This window comes from Agrococcus beijingensis (assembly GCF_030758955.1).
Lineage (GTDB): Bacteria > Actinomycetota > Actinomycetes > Actinomycetales > Microbacteriaceae > Agrococcus > Agrococcus beijingensis.
This window is the reverse complement of record NZ_CP132360.1, coordinates 640,468-657,403: the sequence shown is the minus strand read 5'-3', so window position 1 is coordinate 657,403 and position 16,936 is coordinate 640,468. Positions and strand designations below refer to the sequence as shown.

11 protein-coding genes and 3 tRNA genes are annotated in these 16,936 nt (G+C 72.0%); 9 read left to right on the top strand and 5 right to left on the bottom strand.

The window, feature by feature from the left end:
* Nucleotides 1-446: 446 nt before the first annotated feature.
* Nucleotides 447-2,090: a phosphoglucomutase (alpha-D-glucose-1,6-bisphosphate-dependent) gene (gene pgm / locus Q9250_RS03065; protein ID WP_306233103.1), complete on the bottom strand. Its 1,644-nt coding sequence runs from the start codon at nucleotides 2,088-2,090 to the stop codon at nucleotides 447-449.
* A 222-nt stretch (nucleotides 2,091-2,312) separates the two neighbouring features.
* On the opposite strand from pgm, the gene Q9250_RS03060 reads away from it, so the two are divergent.
* A complete protein-coding gene (locus tag Q9250_RS03060) occupies nucleotides 2,313-3,722 on the top strand; it encodes a pyridoxal phosphate-dependent decarboxylase family protein (protein WP_306233102.1) in 1,410 nt (469 codons plus the stop codon).
* Between the two features lie 10 nt (nucleotides 3,723-3,732).
* On the top strand, nucleotides 3,733-4,674 hold the full coding sequence (gene pheA, locus Q9250_RS03055) for a prephenate dehydratase (RefSeq protein ID WP_306233101.1): 942 nt from the start codon (nucleotides 3,733-3,735) through the stop codon (nucleotides 4,672-4,674).
* Nucleotides 4,675-4,678: 4 nt separating this feature from the next.
* Here the strand turns inward: pheA and Q9250_RS03050 are convergent, their stop codons facing one another.
* Nucleotides 4,679-5,659: a diacylglycerol/lipid kinase family protein gene (locus tag Q9250_RS03050; RefSeq protein WP_306233100.1), complete on the bottom strand. Its 981-nt coding sequence runs from the start codon at nucleotides 5,657-5,659 to the stop codon at nucleotides 4,679-4,681.
* Nucleotides 5,660-5,740: 81 nt separating this feature from the next.
* Between Q9250_RS03050 and serS the strand changes: the two genes are divergently transcribed.
* The 5 genes from serS (at nucleotide 5,741) to Q9250_RS03025 (ending at nucleotide 9,613) form a co-directional block, all read left to right on the top strand.
* Nucleotides 5,741-7,003 (top strand): serine--tRNA ligase, encoded by a 1,263-nt coding sequence (gene serS / locus Q9250_RS03045; protein WP_306233099.1) that lies wholly within the window; start codon nucleotides 5,741-5,743, stop codon nucleotides 7,001-7,003.
* Nucleotides 7,003-7,803, top strand: a complete 801-nt coding sequence (locus tag Q9250_RS03040; protein WP_306233098.1) for an HAD family hydrolase — start codon at nucleotides 7,003-7,005, stop codon at nucleotides 7,801-7,803. Before serS ends, Q9250_RS03040 begins: the two co-directional genes overlap by 1 nt.
* Before the next feature lie 151 nt (nucleotides 7,804-7,954).
* Nucleotides 7,955-8,039: transfer RNA gene (locus Q9250_RS03035), tRNA-Ser, on the top strand.
* Between the two features lie 73 nt (nucleotides 8,040-8,112).
* Nucleotides 8,113-9,420: an LCP family protein gene (locus Q9250_RS03030; RefSeq protein WP_306233097.1), complete on the top strand. Its 1,308-nt coding sequence runs from the start codon at nucleotides 8,113-8,115 to the stop codon at nucleotides 9,418-9,420.
* A 104-nt stretch (nucleotides 9,421-9,524) separates the two neighbouring features.
* Nucleotides 9,525-9,613, top strand: a tRNA-Ser gene (locus tag Q9250_RS03025).
* 67 nt (nucleotides 9,614-9,680) lie between these two features.
* On the opposite strand, the gene Q9250_RS03020 is transcribed toward Q9250_RS03025, so the two are convergent.
* Nucleotides 9,681-10,826 (bottom strand): hypothetical protein, encoded by a 1,146-nt coding sequence (locus Q9250_RS03020; RefSeq protein WP_306233096.1) that lies wholly within the window; start codon nucleotides 10,824-10,826, stop codon nucleotides 9,681-9,683.
* A 300-nt stretch (nucleotides 10,827-11,126) separates the two neighbouring features.
* On the opposite strand from Q9250_RS03020, the gene Q9250_RS03015 reads away from it, so the two are divergent.
* Together Q9250_RS03015 and Q9250_RS03010 are read left to right on the top strand one after the other, a co-directional pair.
* Complete coding sequence (locus Q9250_RS03015) at nucleotides 11,127-11,330, top strand: cold-shock protein (protein ID WP_092666090.1); 204 nt, start codon at nucleotides 11,127-11,129, stop codon at nucleotides 11,328-11,330.
* An 82-nt stretch (nucleotides 11,331-11,412) separates the two neighbouring features.
* Nucleotides 11,413-11,485, top strand: a tRNA-Arg gene (locus Q9250_RS03010).
* A 405-nt stretch (nucleotides 11,486-11,890) separates the two neighbouring features.
* On the opposite strand, the gene Q9250_RS03005 is transcribed toward Q9250_RS03010, so the two are convergent.
* Both Q9250_RS03005 and Q9250_RS03000 read right to left on the bottom strand, forming a co-directional pair.
* Nucleotides 11,891-14,269, bottom strand: a complete 2,379-nt coding sequence (locus Q9250_RS03005) for an ATP-dependent helicase (protein ID WP_306233094.1) — start codon at nucleotides 14,267-14,269, stop codon at nucleotides 11,891-11,893.
* Between the two features lie 112 nt (nucleotides 14,270-14,381).
* Entirely contained in the window at nucleotides 14,382-16,865 is a 2,484-nt protein-coding gene (locus Q9250_RS03000) for a lamin tail domain-containing protein (RefSeq protein ID WP_306233093.1), read from the bottom strand.
* Nucleotides 16,866-16,936: the final 71 nt, after the last annotated feature.

Below are 16,936 nucleotides of genomic sequence, written 5' to 3'. Positions count from 1 at the left end.
TGAGTGGCGCCTGCGGTGTCTGACTGGCGCCCTCCCGTGCCTGACTGGCCGGTTGGCGCTCACTGGTGGCAGAGGACGAGCGGAATCGCCTCCAATATGAGCAATCCGCCACTCACCTGCGGGAGCCGCCACTCACCTGCGGGAGGCGCCACTCACCTGCGGGAGCCGCCACTCACCTGCGGGAGCCGCCACTCACCCGCGGGCGGCGCCACTCACCTGCGGGAGGCGCCAGTCGACTGGGCGAGGCGCGATCCACCTCGGCTACCCGGCCATCACCTCGGGGGGGCGCCAGTCGGCCGCGGCCCGCGCCACTCACCTGCGCGAGCCGCCACTCACCTGCGGGAGGCGCCAGTCGACTGGGCGAGGCGCGTTCCCGGGCGGCTACCCGGCCATCCTCGCGCTGGCGCGCTCGGCGGCCCTCGCGCGAAGGCCCCACTGGGCCTCCGCTACCCAGCGAGGGCCGCGTCGACGATCGCCTTCGCCTCCGCCTGCACCTGGCGCAGGTGGTCGACGCCGACGAACGACTCCGCGTAGATCTTGTAGACGTCCTCGGTGCCCGACGGCCGGGCCGCGAACCAGGCGCGCTCGGTGACGACCTTCAGCCCGCCGATCGCGGCGCCGTTGCCGGGCGCCTCCGTCAGCCGCGCGATGATCGGGTCGCCCGCGAGCGACTCCGCCACGACCGCATCGCCCGACAGCTTGCCCAGTCGCGCCTTCTGCTCCCGCGTCGCCGGCGCATCCACCCGCTCGTACACGGGCGAGCCGAACCGCGCCGTGAGCGCCCCGTACAGCTGCGACGGCGACTGCCCGGTGACCGCGCGGATCTCCGACGCCAGCAGGCACAGCAGGATGCCGTCCTTGTCGGTCGTCCACACGGTGCCGTCGGCCTGCAGGAACGACGCCCCCGCCGACTCCTCGCCGCCGAAGCCCACCGAGCCGTCGACGAGGCCCGGCACGAACCACTTGAAGCCCACCGGAACCTCCCAGAGCCGGCGACCCAGCGCATCCGCCACCCGGTCGATCATCGACGACGACACGAGCGTCTTGCCGATGGCCGCGTCGGCGCGCCACTGGGGCCGGTGCGCGTAGAGGTACTCGATGGCGACCGCGAGGAAGTGGTTGGGGTTCATCAGACCCCCGTCGGGCGTGACGATGCCGTGGCGGTCGGCGTCGGCGTCGTTGCCGGTGAGGATGTCGAACTCGTCGCGGCGCTCGAGCACCGAGGCCATCGCGTTGGGGCTCGAGCAGTCCATGCGGATCTTCTCGTCCCAGTCGAGCGTCATGAACGCCCAGGTCGGGTCGACCGCCGGGTTGGTGACCGTCAGGTCGATGCCGTACCGCTCGGCGATCGCGCCGTAGTAGTCGACCGCCGCGCCGCCGAGCGGGTCGGCCCCGATGCGGATGCCCGACGCCTTGATCGCCTCGAAGTCGATGACCCGGCCGAGCGCCGCCACGTACTCCTCGCGGAAGTCGTAGAGCTCCACGCGCGGGTCGCTGCCGCCCGCCACCTCGACGCGCTGCACGCCCTCGAGCCCGCCGGCGATCAGCTCGTTGGCGCGCTTGGCGATCCAGCCGGTGGCATCCGAGTCGGCCGGCCCGCCGTGCGGCGGGTTGTACTTGAAGCCGCCGTCGCGGGGCGGGTTGTGCGAGGGGGTGACGACGATGCCGTCGGCCTGGTCCCCGTCCTCAGTGGCGGATGCGTCCTGGTTGTAGTCGAGGATCGCCCGCGACACCGCCGGGGTCGGGGTCACGGAGCCGCGCGCATCCGCCATCACCCGCACGCCGTTCGCGACCAGCACCTCGAGCGCGGTGCGCTCGGCCGGCAGCGAGAGGGCGTGGGTGTCGCGGCCGATGAAGAGCGGCCCGGTGATGCCCTGGCCCGCGCGGTACTCGCAGATCGCCTGCGTGATGGCCAGGATGTGCGCCTCGTTGAAGGCTGTGTCGAACGCGCTGCCGCGGTGGCCGGAGGTGCCGAACGCGACCGCCTGGTCGGGGTTCGTCACGTCGGGCACGAGCTCGTAGTAGTCGCGCTCGAGGGCGGCGACATCGATGAGGTCCTGGGGCTGGGCGACGGTGCCTGCGCGAGTCATGGCTCCATCCAAGCACCGGCCGCTGGGCAGCGGCAGGTCGCGGCCGCGCACGGCGCCGATCTCGGCCCGCCGCCGCGCACAATGCAAGCCGCCCAGCGCGATGCCGCGGCCGACGACGAGGCTGACTCGTGCACGCCGCTGTTCGGGTCGCGCGGGCTTGCGTTGTGCAGGCGCGGATCCGACCCGTTGTCCGGCATCGCATCCGGTGCCACACTGACGCCCGTGGACGCACCCGACGGCGCGGACGACCGCGCGAAGGCGCTCGAGGCGGCGCACAGCGCCGCGCTCGATTGGCTGGGCTCGCTCGACGAGCGGCCGGTCTGGCCGCGCGCGACGCTCGACGAGATGCTCGAGGTGTTCGGCGGCCCGCTGCCCGACGACGGGCAAGACCCGGCCGCAGTCGTCGAGCAGCTCGCGAGCGGCGCCGACCCCGGCCTCGTCGGCATCCCCGGCCCCCGCTTCTTCGGCTTCGTGATCGGCGGCACCCTGCCGGCAGCCCTCGCGGCCGACTGGCTCGTCTCCGCGTGGGATCAGAACTCCGGCTCCGCCATGCTCACGCCCACCACGGTCGCGCTCGAGCGCATCGCCGGCCGCTGGATGCTCGACCTCTTCGGCCTCCCCGACACCGCGAGCGTCGGCTTCGTCACCGGCGGCCAGATCGCCAACTTCACGTGCCTCGCAGCCGCCCGAAACGCCGTGCTCGCCCGCGCCGGCTGGGATCTCGCCGACCTGGGACTGCGCAACGCACCCGCCGTGCGCTTCGTCGTGGGCGCCGACCGCCACGGCTCGATCGACCGGGCGGCGCGCTTCCTCGGCATCGGCCGCAGCGAGATCGAGGTCGTCGATGCCGACGACCAGGGGCGGATGCGTCCAGACGCGCTCGAGAGGACGCTCGAGCACGGCGAGGGCCCGCTGATCGTCTGCCTGCAGGCGGGCGAGGTGCACACGGGCGCCTTCGACGACTTCGCCGCGCTCATCCCGATCGCGCACCGCAACGGCGCGTGGGTGCACGTCGACGGCGCCTTCGGCCTGTGGGCGGCGGCGAGCCCGGCGCTGCAGCACCTCACCGCCGGCATGGAGCAGGCCGACTCGTGGGCGACGGATGCGCACAAGACGCTGAACGTGCCGTACGACTGCGGCATGGCGATCGTGCGCGACCCGGCCGACTCGATCGCCGCGTTCCGCACCGGTGGCGACTACCTCGTCTACACCGGGCTCGACCCGTGGGACGTCACCCCCGAGCTCTCGCGCCGCGCGCGCGGCGTGCCGGCCTGGGCGGCGCTGCGCAGCCTCGGCCGCTCCGGGGTCGCCGCGCTCATCGACCGGCTGCACGCGAACGCGAAGGCGATGGCCGAGGGCCTCGCCGCGATCGAGGGCGTCGAGGTCGTCAACGATGTCGACTACACGCAGGTGATGTTCCGGCTCGACGCCGACGAGGCGACGCGGGCGCTGGGCGGCGCGATCCTCGCCGAGGGCACGGCCGTCGTCACCGGTGCCGAGTGGCGCGGCCGCGCGGCGCTGCGCTGCTCGATGTCGTCGTGGGCGACGACGTCCGCGGACATCGAGCGCACCCTCGCGGCGGTCCGGTCGCTGGCACGGAGGGCGCCGAGAGAGGCAGACTCGCGACCGTAGGCTTGCACCCATGACCCAGCCCCGCGTCGTCACGTTCCTCGGCCCCCGCGGCACGTTCACCGAGGCGGCCCTCGAGCAGGTCGAGGGGCTGGAGGATGCCGAGCGCATCCCGGTCGCGAACGTCGCCGAGGCGCTCACCGCGGTCGCGACCGGCCGCTCCGACGCGGCGATGATCGCGATCGAGAACTCCATCGAGGGCGGCGTCACGGCCGCGCAGGATGCCCTCGCGGCCACGCCGGGCCTCCGCATCATCTCCGAGCACGTCGTGAGCGTGAACTTCTCGCTCGTCGCCCCCGCCGGCACCCGCCTCGACGACATCCGGGTGATCGCCGCCCACCCGGTCGCGTGGGCGCAGTGCTCGGACTGGCTGCAGCGCGAGCTGCCGGGCCGTGCGCACCTGCCCGCCGCATCCAACGTCACCGCCGCCGCCGACCTGGGCACCGGCACCGCCCAGGCGGCGCTCTCGACCCCGACGATCGGCCACTGGGTCGAGGGGCTCGACGTGCTCGCCGACCGCATCGGCGACAACCCGGATGCGGTGACGCGGTTCCTCTACGTCGGTCGCGCGGGCGCTCCCAGCGAGCCGACCGGCGCCGACAAGACGAGCCTCGTGGTCGAGCTGCCGAGCGACGAGCCGGGCGTGCTGCTCGACATGCTCGAGCAGTTCGCGACCCGCGGCGTCAACCTCTCGCTCATCCAGTCGCGGCCCATCGGCGACCGGCTCGGCCGCTACCGCTTCGTGATGGACGCCGACGGCCACATCCGCGACGAACGGGTGGCGGATGCGCTGCTCGGCCTCAAGCGCTTCTCACCGTCGGTGACGTTCCTGGGTTCGTACCCGCGCGCCGACGGCCACAAGATCGAGGTCGAGCGCCGCTACACGAACCGCTCGTTCGAGGAGGCGCGCGACTGGCTGCGCGGCCTCATCGCCGGGGAGCCCTACGAGGCCTGACGGCTCAGACCGCGACGCCGCCCTCCTGGGCACGGCCCTTCGGCACCCGCACGGCGAGTGCGTCGTCACGGATCGTCGCCCGCAGCGCGATCGCCTCGCCGACCACGTCGCCGTCGACCTGCACAGCGCGCGGCTCGTCGAGCCGGGCGTGCGTCTCCTTCGCCTGGCCGTAGCCGAGCGCGGCCCCCGTGCGCTGCCGGCCCAGGTGGCCGCGGCGGCGGAGCAGCTTCGTCACCAGCATGTTGTTGCGGGCGACGTAGCCGGCGACCTGCGCCCAGCCTCGCACGCCCTGCGGACGGATGAGCGCGATGTCGAGCATGCCGTCGTCGATGACCGCGTCTGGGAGCACCACGATGCCGTTCGTCACCGTGCCGCAGTTGCCGATGAGCATGGTGTTGACCGTCGAGCGGGCCGTGCGGCCGCCATCCATGCGCACCTGCACGCGCACCTTCTCGAGCCCCGAGATCACGCGACCGGCGGCATCGACGTAGGCGAGCCATCCGACCTTCTTCTTCAGGCCCTCGTCGGTCTTGTCGATCATCTCGGCGTCGAGGCCGAAGCCCACCATGACCGCGAAGGCGTGCTTCGAGCGGGTGCCATCGGGCGCCTCGATCTCGAGCTCGCCCAGGTCGATCTCGCGCTCGTCGCCCTCGAATGCCGTCTGCACAGCGTTCCTGAGGTTCGTGACGTCGATGCCCAGGTTGCGCGCCAGCAGGTTGCCGGTGCCCGCGGGGATGATCGCCAGCGGCACGTGCGCGCCCGTCGCGGCATCGGCTGCCACGCGCACCGTGCCGTCGCCGCCGGCGACGATCAGCAGGTCGACGCCGGCGTCGAGCGCCTCCTGCACGGCCGCCTCGCCCGCGTCGTCGGCATCGGTCTCGAACCACAGCGGCTCCGACCATTCGAGCGGCTGCGCCGACTCGATCTGGGGCGCGAGCGTGGCGCGCTGCATCTTGGAGGGGTTGAAGACGATGGCGGCTCGCATGAGCAGACAGTACCCCGCGGCGACTGGGTGCGGATGCGGCGCAGACGCGGCGTCCACCCGCCCGCTCGTAGACTGGCGGGCGTGATCGACCCCCAGCTGCTGCGCGAGCAGCCCGACCTCGTCCGTGCCAGCCAGGAGCGCCGCGGCGACCCGGTGAGCCACGTCGACGACGCGCTCGCCGCCGAGGCCGCCCGCCGCGCCGCCATCACCGAGTTCGAGCGGCTCCGCGCCGAGCAGAACGCGCACGGCAAGCTCGTCGGGCAGGCGAGCAAGGAGGAGCGCCCGGCGCTCATCGAGCAGGGCAAGGCGCTCGCCGCGGGTGTGAAGGAGGCGCAGGCGAGGGTGACCGACGCCGAGAGTGCCTTCGACGCATCCGTCTCGAAGCTCGGCAACCTCGTGCACCCCGACGTCCCCGCCGGCGGGGAGGAGAACTTCATCACCCTCGCCACGCACGGCACCGAGCGCAGCTTCGACTTCGAGGCGCAGGACCACGTGGCGCTCGGCGAGAGCCTCAAGGCCTTCGACATCGCGCGCGGCACGAAGATCGCCGGCAGCCGCTTCTACTACCTCACCGGCGTCGGCATGCGGCTCGAGCTCGCGCTCATGCTCATGGGCCTCGACGAGGTGCTCGCCGACGGGTTCACGCCGCTCACCACCCCCACGCTCGTGCGCCCCGAGATCATGCGCGGCACCGGCTTCCTCGGCGAGCACGCCGACGAGGTCTACTACCTGCCCGCCGACGACCTCTACCTCACCGGCACGAGCGAGGTGGCGCTCGCGGGCTTCCACGCCGACGAGATCGTCGACCTCGAGCAGCCGCTGCGCTACGCCGGCTGGTCGACCTGCTACCGCCGTGAGGCGGGCTCGGCCGGCCGCGACACCCGCGGCATCCTGCGCGTGCACCAGTTCAACAAGCTCGAGATGTTCTCGTACGTGAAGCCCGACGAGGCCGAGGCCGAGCACGACCGGCTGCGCGCCCTACAGGAGCGCATGCTGCAGGCCTGCGAGCTCGACTACCGCGTCATCGACGTGGCCGCCGGCGACCTCGGCTCCTCGGCCGCCCGCAAGTTCGACATCGAGGCGTGGATCCCCTCGCAGCAGCAGTACCGCGAGCTCACCTCCACCTCGAACTGCACGACCTTCCAGTCGCGCCGCCTCGCCACCCGCTACCGCACCGAGACCGGCAAGACCGCGCCCGTCGCGACCCTCAACGGCACCGCCGCCACCACCCGCTGGCTGGTCGCGCTGCTCGAGACGCACCAGCAGGCCGACGGCTCGGTGCGCGTGCCCGCCGCGCTGCAGCCCTACCTGGGCGGCCTCACCGTGCTCGAGCCGGTCGCCTGATGGAGCGCATGCTGATCGGCCTCGACATCGACGGCACCATCGTGCACGAGGACGACTCGATGAGCCAGAGGGTGGCGGATGCGGTGCGTGCGGTCGCCGACGCCGGTCACGTCGTGGTGCTCGCCACCGGCCGCTCCCAGCGCACCACCGAGTCGACCGCCGTGCGGCTCGGCATCGAGCCGAGCCACCTCATCGCAGCGAACGGCGCCCTCGTGCTCGAGCGCCGGGGGGAGCGGTACGAGCCGATCCACGTGGAGACCTTCGACCCATCCGCCGCCCTGCGCACCATCGCGCAGGGGCTCCCGACCGGGTCGTTCATGGTGGAGGACGCCAGCGGCCACCGCCGCTACACGAACGGCATGATCGACTGGAACCTCGACGAGGCGGAGGAGGTCGAGTTCGAGGGCCTCTTCGCGCAACCGGCGATGCGCGTCGTCGTGATGAGCCCCGACCACGACGTCGACGAGTTCCTCGAGATCGTCGAATCGATGGGCCTGCACAAGGTCTCGTACGCGATCGGCTACTCGTCGTGGCTCGACATCGCGCCCGACGGCGTCAACAAGGCGACCGGGCTCGAGCTGGTCGCCGGGCTGCTCGAGATCCCGCGAGAGCGCGTGATGGTGGTCGGCGACGGCCGCAACGACATCGAGATGTTCGAGTGGGCCATCGAGGGCGGCGGCCGCGCCGTCGCCATGGGCCAGGCGCCCGACGAGGTGCAGGCGGCCGCCAGCGAGGTGACCGGGCACGTGCACGACGACGGGCTGGCTGACGTGCTCGAGGGGCTGCTGGTCAGCGCCTGAAGCCGGAGGCTCAGTCGGCAGCTCCCGTGCCCCGAGACGGGCCACGGCATCGGCGTCGCGCCGCAGGCCGAAAGGGCCTTCGCTCAAAGCTCCAGCACGCCAGTAGAATCTTCCGAGGCCCGCCGCGTCTTCCCAGCCGCGTCGAGCGTCTGGAGGGCTGTCCGAGCGGCCGATGGAGCCGGTCTTGAAAACCGGTGGGCAGAGATGTCTCGTGGGTTCGAATCCCACGCCCTCCGCAGCATCCACGATCGCAGCAGCACAGCGACGATCGCATCGAGCATCCACGATCGCAGCAGGGGAGGGGGAGTCATGGTGCAGGAGCGCGCGACCACCGTCGTCGACACCTCGACGATGGCACCCCGCCACGGGCGGCTGCGCCGCCACTCCGGCGTCGCGCACGTCTTCCGCTGGATCGCGCTCAGCATGGCGGTCGTGCTCACCGCGCTCGCCGGCGTCGTCGGCGTCTCGGTGCTGCGCCTGACCACCGGCCTCAACACCGTCGAGCTCGGCGCCGAGGTGCCGCCTGCTCAGGCCGGCTTCGCCCCCTACGAGGGCGGCTTCACGATCCTGCTGGTCGGCTCCGACCAGCGTGCCGGGCAGGGCGAGGCGTTCGGCGAGTCGTCGTACGGCGAGGGCAGCCTCAACGACGTCACGATGCTGCTGCACGTGAGCCCCGACCACCAGCAGGCCCGCGTCGTCTCCTTCCCGCGCGACCTGCTCGTCGACTTCCCCGCCTGCGAGGATCCGACGACCGGCACGACGGCGCCCGCGGCCCGCAACGTGCAGTTCAACTCGGCGCTCAGCCGCGGCGGCCTCGCATGCGTCGCCACCGTCGTCGAGGATCTCACCGGCATCGAGGTGCCGTACGCCGCGATGATCACCTTCAACGGCGTGATCAACCTGTCGAGCGCGGTCGGCGGCGTGCCCGTCTGCTTCGCCGGCCCCATCGACGACCCGTGGACCGGCCTGCAGATCGAAGAGGCCGGCGTGCACGAGCTCGAGGGCGAGCAGGCGCTCGCGTTCCTGCGCTCGCGCCATGGCGTCGGCGACGGCTCCGACCTCGCGCGCATCTCGTCGCAGCAGGTGTTCCTGTCGTCGCTGGTGCGCACCCTGCAGTCGGATGCGGTGCTCACCGACGTGACGCGGCTCTACGCGATCTCGCAGGTCGCGATCGAGAACATGACGCTCTCCTCCGGTCTCGGGGACATCGGCACGATGGTGTCGATGGCGCGCGTGCTCGCCGACATCCCTCTCGAGACGATGCAGTTCGTGCTCTACCCGAACGTCTACCAGGGCGCGCGGGTGGTGCCCGACGAGGCCCGCGCCGAAGAGCTGATGCGACGCATCCGCCTGAACCTGCCGATCGAGCTGGGCGAGGACTCCCTCGGTGTGGGATCGACCGAGGAGACCCCCGCGCCCACGACCGCACCCGACGCATCCGCCACCGCGACGCCGACGGCCGAGCCGACGCCGAGCGCGACGGCCGGGCCCGCCGAGACGACGGGCCCCGCTGAGACGGCCGCGCCCGGCGCGACGCCGACGCCCACCGAAGAGCTCGACGGCGTCATCGGTCAGGATGCGTCGCAGGAGTCGTGCGTGGTGCCGTTCGGCGCGTAGGCACACCCTGATCGGCCGCTGGTCGAGCAGCGCCGCGGCCGCGTATCGAGACCACCCAGTTGCTTTGCTAGACTTGCCCACGGCCTGCTCAACAGTGGGCCAGCGGAGACGTCGCATAGTCCGGCCGAGTGCACCACCCTGCTAAGGTGGAGTCCCCACTAGGGGACCGAGGGTTCAAATCCCTCCGTCTCCACCGGCCAGAAGGCCCCGACATCCACGGATGCGGGGCCTTCGTCGTGTGCGGACGTCGCGCGGCGCGGTCAGTCGTCGGTCGCGGCGTTCGGGTTGGCCGCCTGGATGAGGGCGAGCGCGTCGGCCTGCAGCCGCTCGGCCTCGGCTCGGGCGCTCGCCGCCGTCGCGCCGGCGGAGGCGAGTGCGGCGGCGCGTGCCTCGAGCTCTGCGCGGAAGCCCTCGAGCTGCTCCCAGCGGTAGGTCAGCGACGCCTGCCAGCTCATGGTGATGGGCGCCTCGCCGACGGGCGTGAGCGTCACCTCCCAGCGCGCCTGCTCCTCGGCAGGTGTGGCGTTGAAGCGGTCGAGATCGGCCGTGTAGGTGCTGGCGGCCGACGCGTAGCCGCCGCGATCGGCTTCGAGCTGCGCGCGCTCCTGGGCGTTCGCCGACTCCTGCGGGCCGACCTCGGCCCACGCTGCCTCTGCAGCGGCGCGGGCGTCGTCGATGACCGCACCGGCCCGGCGGTGCGCCTCGACGAGCGCAGCACGATCGGTGAAGAACAGCGCGTAGACGTCTTCGAGCAGCTCGGGGAAGCCTCCCTCGATGGCGATCTGCGAGCCGAGATAGGCGAACTGCTCGTTCGCACGGTTCGGCTCCGCGTCGCCGACCGACCACTCGATCTGCTCGTGCACCGGATCGTCGGCGGGCACGAGCGCCGCCGCCTGAACGACCAGCGCGTCGACCTGCGCGCGCTCACCCGGCTCGAAGCGCGCGTAGACCGCGTGCAGCAGCTCGTGCGCGCCCACGGTGACCATCGACTCCGCGAGCCTGGCGTCGGCGGGCCGGAAGACGAAGATGCGGTCAGCGTCACGGTTCGTGCCCCCGGAGCCGAGGAAGCATCCGCCCGTGAAACGGTCGTCGGCGCCAGCATCGCCGACGCCCGCGCACTCGACAACGATCTCGTCGGCGTCGGCCAGCCGCGGCTGGCTCTCGAAGAAGACCGTGCGGCCCTCGCTCGTGAGCAGCATCTGGTCTGCCAGAGCGATGACGTCGTCGGCCGGCAGCGGCAGCGGCGCCGCCGTCGGCGTGGGGGAGGGCGCCGTCGACGGCGCGCGATCGACGTCGAGCTGTGGGCCGCAGGCGACGAGCGCGGCGGCGAGGCAGACCGCGGCCACGATCTCGAGTGTGCGGCTGCGCTGCGGTCGTCGCGACAGGCGGGGCTGTGGTGCGGGCATCGTGATGCTCCTGGGGGCAGGGATTCGGCCAGGCTGCGCTGGGGGCGCAACGACGGCGGATGCGTGGGGCTGAGACGCGCGCTCGGCGCGCTTCCGACGAGGCTATCGGCGCGCTCGCCGAGGTCAGGGGCGTCGAGCCGACCGCGGCCGGGCCGTCGCGGCGGCATCGCTCGGAGACGGCCCCAGAAAGTTTCTCAGCGAAGACGGGGTCGTGAGCGCTACGCTTGCTGCAGCGCAGGGCGGATCTTGCTCTGCGCTTCTGAACGCAGCTTCGGCTGCATTGCATTGATTGAAGGAATTATGGCAACCGGCACCGTCAAGTGGTTCGACTCCGGCAAGGGCTTCGGCTTCATCGCTCCGGACGACGGCGGCAAGGATCTGTTCGCTCACTACAGCCAGATCCAGTCCAACGGCTTCAAGACCCTCGAAGAGGCTCAGGCAGTCGAGTTCGAGATCGTCGAGGGCAACAAGGGCCCGCAGGCTGCGAACATTCGCCCCCTGTGAGCCTGGTCGCGTCTTCGTGACGCGGCTCGATTCGCGCTGACGGCCAGGGATCAGTTATGCTGATCCCTGGCCGTTCGGCCAAGCGCCCGTAGCTCAACGGATAGAGCATCTGACTACGGATCAGAAGGTTGGGGGTTCGAATCCCTCCGGGCGCGCACTGTGATGAGTCGCGACATAGGTCTCACCGGTCGGGCCACGCTTCACCGACATGCCCCGCACACCACCGAAACCGCCCAAGCGCACCGCGAGCGAACGACGCCGCGACCAGCGCGAAGCCATCGCGCAGTTCGAGGCCGACCGCTCGGCGGGCGTGGAATTGCCGCCTCCGGCGCCTGGTTCGCCTTGGGCCGCGCAGGAGCCCGCGAGCGACGAACCGCCCACCCCGTTCTGATCACGAGCGGCTGGCACAGCGAGGTCCATGGGCGGCGGAGCCCGCGCGCTGAGGCGCGCGGCGCGCGACCACGGGATCACGAGCAGCGATCACCCGCGCGCAGCGCACCGCTCGGCCGGGGTGCGGGTCGGCGATCTGGTCGCGCACGGCCTCTGAGCGGCCTTGAGCGCTACGCCAGCTTCTCGATCGGCGCGATCTTGATCAGCAGCCGCTTGCGGCCCGCGCTGTCGAACTGCACCTCGGCAACCCGCTTCGCCCCGGCCCCGGTGATGCCCTGCACGCGGCCCTCGCCGAAGTCCTTGTGGCGGATGCGGTCGCCGGGTTCGAGCTCGAGCCCCGAGTTGTCGCGCACCTCGGTGATGGTGTTCGAGAACTCCTTCTTCGGCCCTCGCGGCAGCGGCTTCGGGTCGCGGTAGCCGGTGACGTACGACTCGCGCGGCTCGTCGCGCCAGCGGCCCACCTCGCGCTGCCCGCTCCCCTGCCGCATCGTCGACGGCGGCGTGCGCCACTCGATGAGCTCTGCCGGGATCTCCTCGAGGAACCGGCTGGGCGCTGCGGGCTCGACCTTGCCGAACTGCGCGCGGGTGGTCGCGAGCGAGAGGTGCAGGCGCTGCCTGGCGCGCGTGATGCCGACGTAGAAGAGGCGCCGCTCCTCGGCCGGGCCGCCCGGCTCGGTCGCCGAGATGCGGTGCGGCAGCAGCTCCTCCTCGATGCCGGTGATGAACACCGCGTCGAACTCGAGGCCCTTCGCGGTGTGCAGCGTCATGAGCGACACCTGGCCGCCGGAGTCGTCGAGCTCGTCGGCTGCGGCGACCAGCGCCGTCTCGGTGAGGAAGTCGATGAGGTTGCCCGCCGGGTTCTGCCTCCGGTACTCGCGCGTCACCGCGACGAGCTCCTCGACGTTCTCGAGCCGCGCCGCGTCCTGCGGGTCGGTCGAGCGGCGCAGCTGGTCGGTGTACCCCGAGCGACTCATCAGCTCGCGCAGCACCTCGCCCGGGTCGGCCGCGGGCCGCGCGGTCCACTCGTCGAGGAGCGCCGCCAGGTCCTTGATGGCCGCGGCCACCTTCGGGCCGAGGGCGATCTCGTCGACGTGCCGCAGCGCATCCCGCAACGTGATCTGGTGCTCGTCGGCGTAGGCCTGCAGCGCCGCCTCGGTGGCGGGCCCGATGCCGCGCTTGGGCACGTTCATGATGCGGCGCAGGCTCAGGGAGTCGTCGGGGTTGGCCACCGTGATCAGGTAGGCCATCGCGTCCTTGATCTCGGCGCGCTCGTAGAACTTCGTGCCGCCGATCACCCTGTATGGGATGGCGGTGCGGATCAGCACCTCCTCGAGCGCGCGCGTCTGCGCGTTCGTGCGGTAGAACACGGCCACGTCGCTGTAGGCCATGCCCCCGGAGGTGAGCTCGACGATCTCGTCGGCGACGAACTGCGCCTCGTCGTAGCCCGAGTAGCCGGTGTAGCCGACGATCTTCGCGCCGTCGCCGGAATCGGTCCAGAGCCGCTTCTCGCGCCGGTCGAAGTTGTTGCCGATCACGGCGTTCGCGGCCGAGAGGATGTTCTGCGTCGACCGGTAGTTCTGCTCGAGCATCAGCACCCGCGCGCCGTGGAAGTCGCGCTCGAAGTCGGTGATGTTGCGGATGTCGGCGCCCCGGAAGGCGTAGATCGACTGGTCGGAGTCGCCCACGACCGTCAGGGAGGCACCGGGCAGGTCGGCTCGGAGGTCGGGCAGGTCGTTGCGCGTCACCGGCTGCGTGAGCTCGCGGATGAGCGCGTACTGGGCAGCGTTGGTGTCCTGGTACTCGTCGACCAGGATGTGCCGGAAGCGCTTGCGGTACTGCGCCGCCACGTGCGGGAAGGCGCGGAAGAGGAAGACGGTCTGCGAGATGAGGTCGTCGAAGTCGAAGGCGCTCGCGCGCCGCAGCTCGCGGTCGTAGTCGCGCCACAGCTCGAGGAAGGCCGCGTCGAGCGGGTTCTCGAGGTTGGCGGTCCGGGCCCACGAGTCGACGTCGTGCAGCTCGTTCTTGGCCTTCGAGATGCGTGCAGAGACGCCGCCGGGCGTGAGCCCCTGGATGTCGGCGCCGCGCTCCTTGATGAGCCGCTTGATGAGCGCGCGCACGTCGCCCGAGTCGTAGATCGTGAAGGTCTGCTTGAAGCCGAACTCCTCGGCCTCGCGGCGCAGGATGCGCACGCAGGCCGCGTGGAACGTGCGGATCCACATGCCGCGCGACTCCTCGCCGACGAGGCGCTCGACGCGCTCGCGCATCTCGGCGGCGGCCTTGTTCGTGAACGTGATCGCGAGGATCTGGCTCGGCCACGCCTCACGGGTGGCGAGCAGGCCGGCGATGCGGTGCGTGAGCACCTTCGTCTTGCCGGAGCCGGCGCCGGCGACGATCAGCAGCGCGGGGCCGCGGTAGGTGACCGCCTCGCGCTGCGGCGGGTTCAGGCCCTCGAGCAGCTGCTCGGGAATGGTGTCGCCGCGGGGGCCGATCGGGGTCGGCCGCTGCACATCGTCGAACCCCGCGTCGCCCAGCCCCCACAAGTCGCTCATCGAGGGTCAAGTCTACGAGGGGCCGGTGACATGCAGGGCCGCCGACGAACGGCGAAAGGCCGGATGCGTCGCATCCGGCCCTCCCGTTCGGTCACGCCCCAGCCGTGCCTGGTCAGAGGGCGCTGCGGCGGCGCAGCGTCAGGCCGAGCCCCGCGAGCATCAGCAGCAGCGCCGCGATGATCGCGCCGGTGGGAGCCTCGCCGCCGGTGCGCGGCAGCGTGCCAGCACCCTTCGTCGCGGTGTCGCCGGTGGTGGCGCCAGCACCGGCGCCGACCTGGACGACGACGGGCGTCTCGACCGCCCCGGTGCCGCCGCCTGTCGCGGGCGGCGGGGTGACCGCTGCCTCGCACGCGTCGCCGGGCGCGACGCGGAGCGAGACGCCGTCGTGCGCGGTGTCCGAGATCCAGGCGACGGTGGGCGTCGCGGCCGGGTCGACGGCGCACCAGGCGAAGGCGAGGCCCTCGTTGGTGTAGCCGGCGGGCATCGTGGTCGGGGCGGCCACGTCGCGCAGCGTCGTCAGGAGCCCGTCGACGAACGCCAGCTCGGAGCTCGCGCTGCTGCAGGCGTCGTCGCAGAGCGCCCAGAGGGCGTTGCCGCCAGCGCGCCAGTCGAGCGCCATGACGACCTCGACGGCGGGTCCGGGCTCAGCCGACTGCAGCATCGTGACGCTGCCGTCGGCCTCGAGCACGAACAGGTGGACGAGGCCGGTCTGCTCGACGGCGACGGCGAAGATGCCGCCGAAGTGCTCCCCGAAGGCGGCCGGGTCGTAGGCCACTGCTGCGGCGCCGACATCGCCGGGGCCGGCGATGCTCGACTGGTCGAGCACCCCGAGGCGCACAGCGTCGGCGTCGGAGATCCACTCGATCGCCTCCGGGCCGAGGTTCGCGCCCAGCGGGCCGAGCACCGAGGTGAGGTTCCACTCGTGCGTGGTCGTCGTCGCGCCGTCTGCGCCGAGCTCGACGCGCAGGATCGACGGGCGGCTGACGCTCTTGAAGGCGTTGTCGCGCTCGGTCGAGAGGAAGATCGCGCCGTCGCCCGCGACCGAGATGCCCTCGGCGTCGGGCTGCCCGGAGCCGTCGACGTAGCCGGGGATCCACGACTGCGCGACGGTGAAGGCGCCGTCGGTGCCCGCCGACATCTCGAAGATCTCGGCGTTGTCGTTTTTCACCGCGAACAGCGTGCCGTCGGCGGCGTAGTCGAGGCCCGACATGTCGTCGGTCCAGGTGCCGGGGGCGACCGCATTCGCGACGTCGTCGCCGAAGGGCCATGCTTCGCTCGGCACCACCGAGCCGGCGACCTCGCCGCAGTCATTGACGAGGCCGAAGGTCGCGGATGCCGTCTCGACCAGCGTCTCGCCGCCGGCGCAGAGGCCGAGGGTCATCGCCGCATGCGACGTCCAGGTGACGCTGTCGACCACGGCGCCTGCCGCGTCGCGGATGGTCACGCCGTCGCCGCCGCCCAGGCCGAAGCCGTCCGGGGCGTGCTCGGCGGCATCCGTGACGAAGGTGACGTAGCCGCCCGACTCGATGACGCTGCCTGCCGGGAAGGCGAGCGGCGTGTGCGAGGGGTCGGTGTCGACGATGGTCCAGCCCGAGATGTCGACCGAGCGCTCGAGGTCGGCGTTGTAGAGCTCGACCCAGTCGCCACGGGTGTCGCCGTTCGACTCGACCTCGTTGATCACGACCGCGGAGTCGGCGAAGCGCTCGACGTTCGCGGCGCCGCGGGTGGGCTCCGTGTCGACGAACGCGCCGGTGCCGTCGGGCAGACGACCCTCGGTCTCGGCGTGCTCCGTCCAGGCGTAGTGGTCGACCAGGCCCGTGCCGTCGGCGGTGAGCAGCGTGATCTCGTCGGCCTTGCCGAGCCCGAAGCTCGACGAGATGGCGTCGACGCTCGTCTCGACGACGAGGAAGCCGCCGGGCGCGACGATCGAGCCGGCCGCGATCGGCAGCGAGCTGAGCGGGTCGTCGTCGCGCAGGATCCAGCCGCTGACGTCGACGCTCTCGGTGGCGCTGGTGTTCAGCAGCTCGACCCAGTCGGGGTCGTCGCCGACCGAGTCGTTCGAGCGCACCTCGTTGACGACGATGGGCGACGGGAATGGCACGGGCTCCGCGACCACGGCGCGCGCGATGTTCACGGCCCCGGGGGTCGGCTCGGTGTCGACGAACGCGCCGCTGCCGTCGGGCAGCCTGCCCTCGGTGAACGCGTGCGCGATCCACGCGTAGCTGTCGACGAGCGTGGTGTCGTCGGCGGCGTAGATGCGTGCCGCGTCGTCGCTGCCGAGCCCGAAGCCGATGCCGTCGGGGAAGCTGTCGGGCTCGATGAGGGCGAAGCCGCCGGGCGCGACGACCGTGCCGGCCGGCACGCGCAGCGTGCGGGCGTCGTCGCTGTCCTTGACGAGCCAGTCCGAGATGTCGACCGGCTCGGCACCCGTGTTGATGAGCTCGATGAAGTCCGGCGCACCGAGCGCGGAGTTCGACTGCACCTCGTTGATGCGGATGTCGGCGTCGGCCGCGTGGGCGGCGGGGGCGGTGAGGAGCGTTGCCAGGAGAGCCGCCGGGATGGCGGCGGCGAGCATCGCGGAACTGCGTCGGCGCATGAGGTTCCTTCAGATGGAGGGTCGACCTCACTCAACGCGGCGCAGGCATCCGGCAGGTGCCGCCCGGCGAA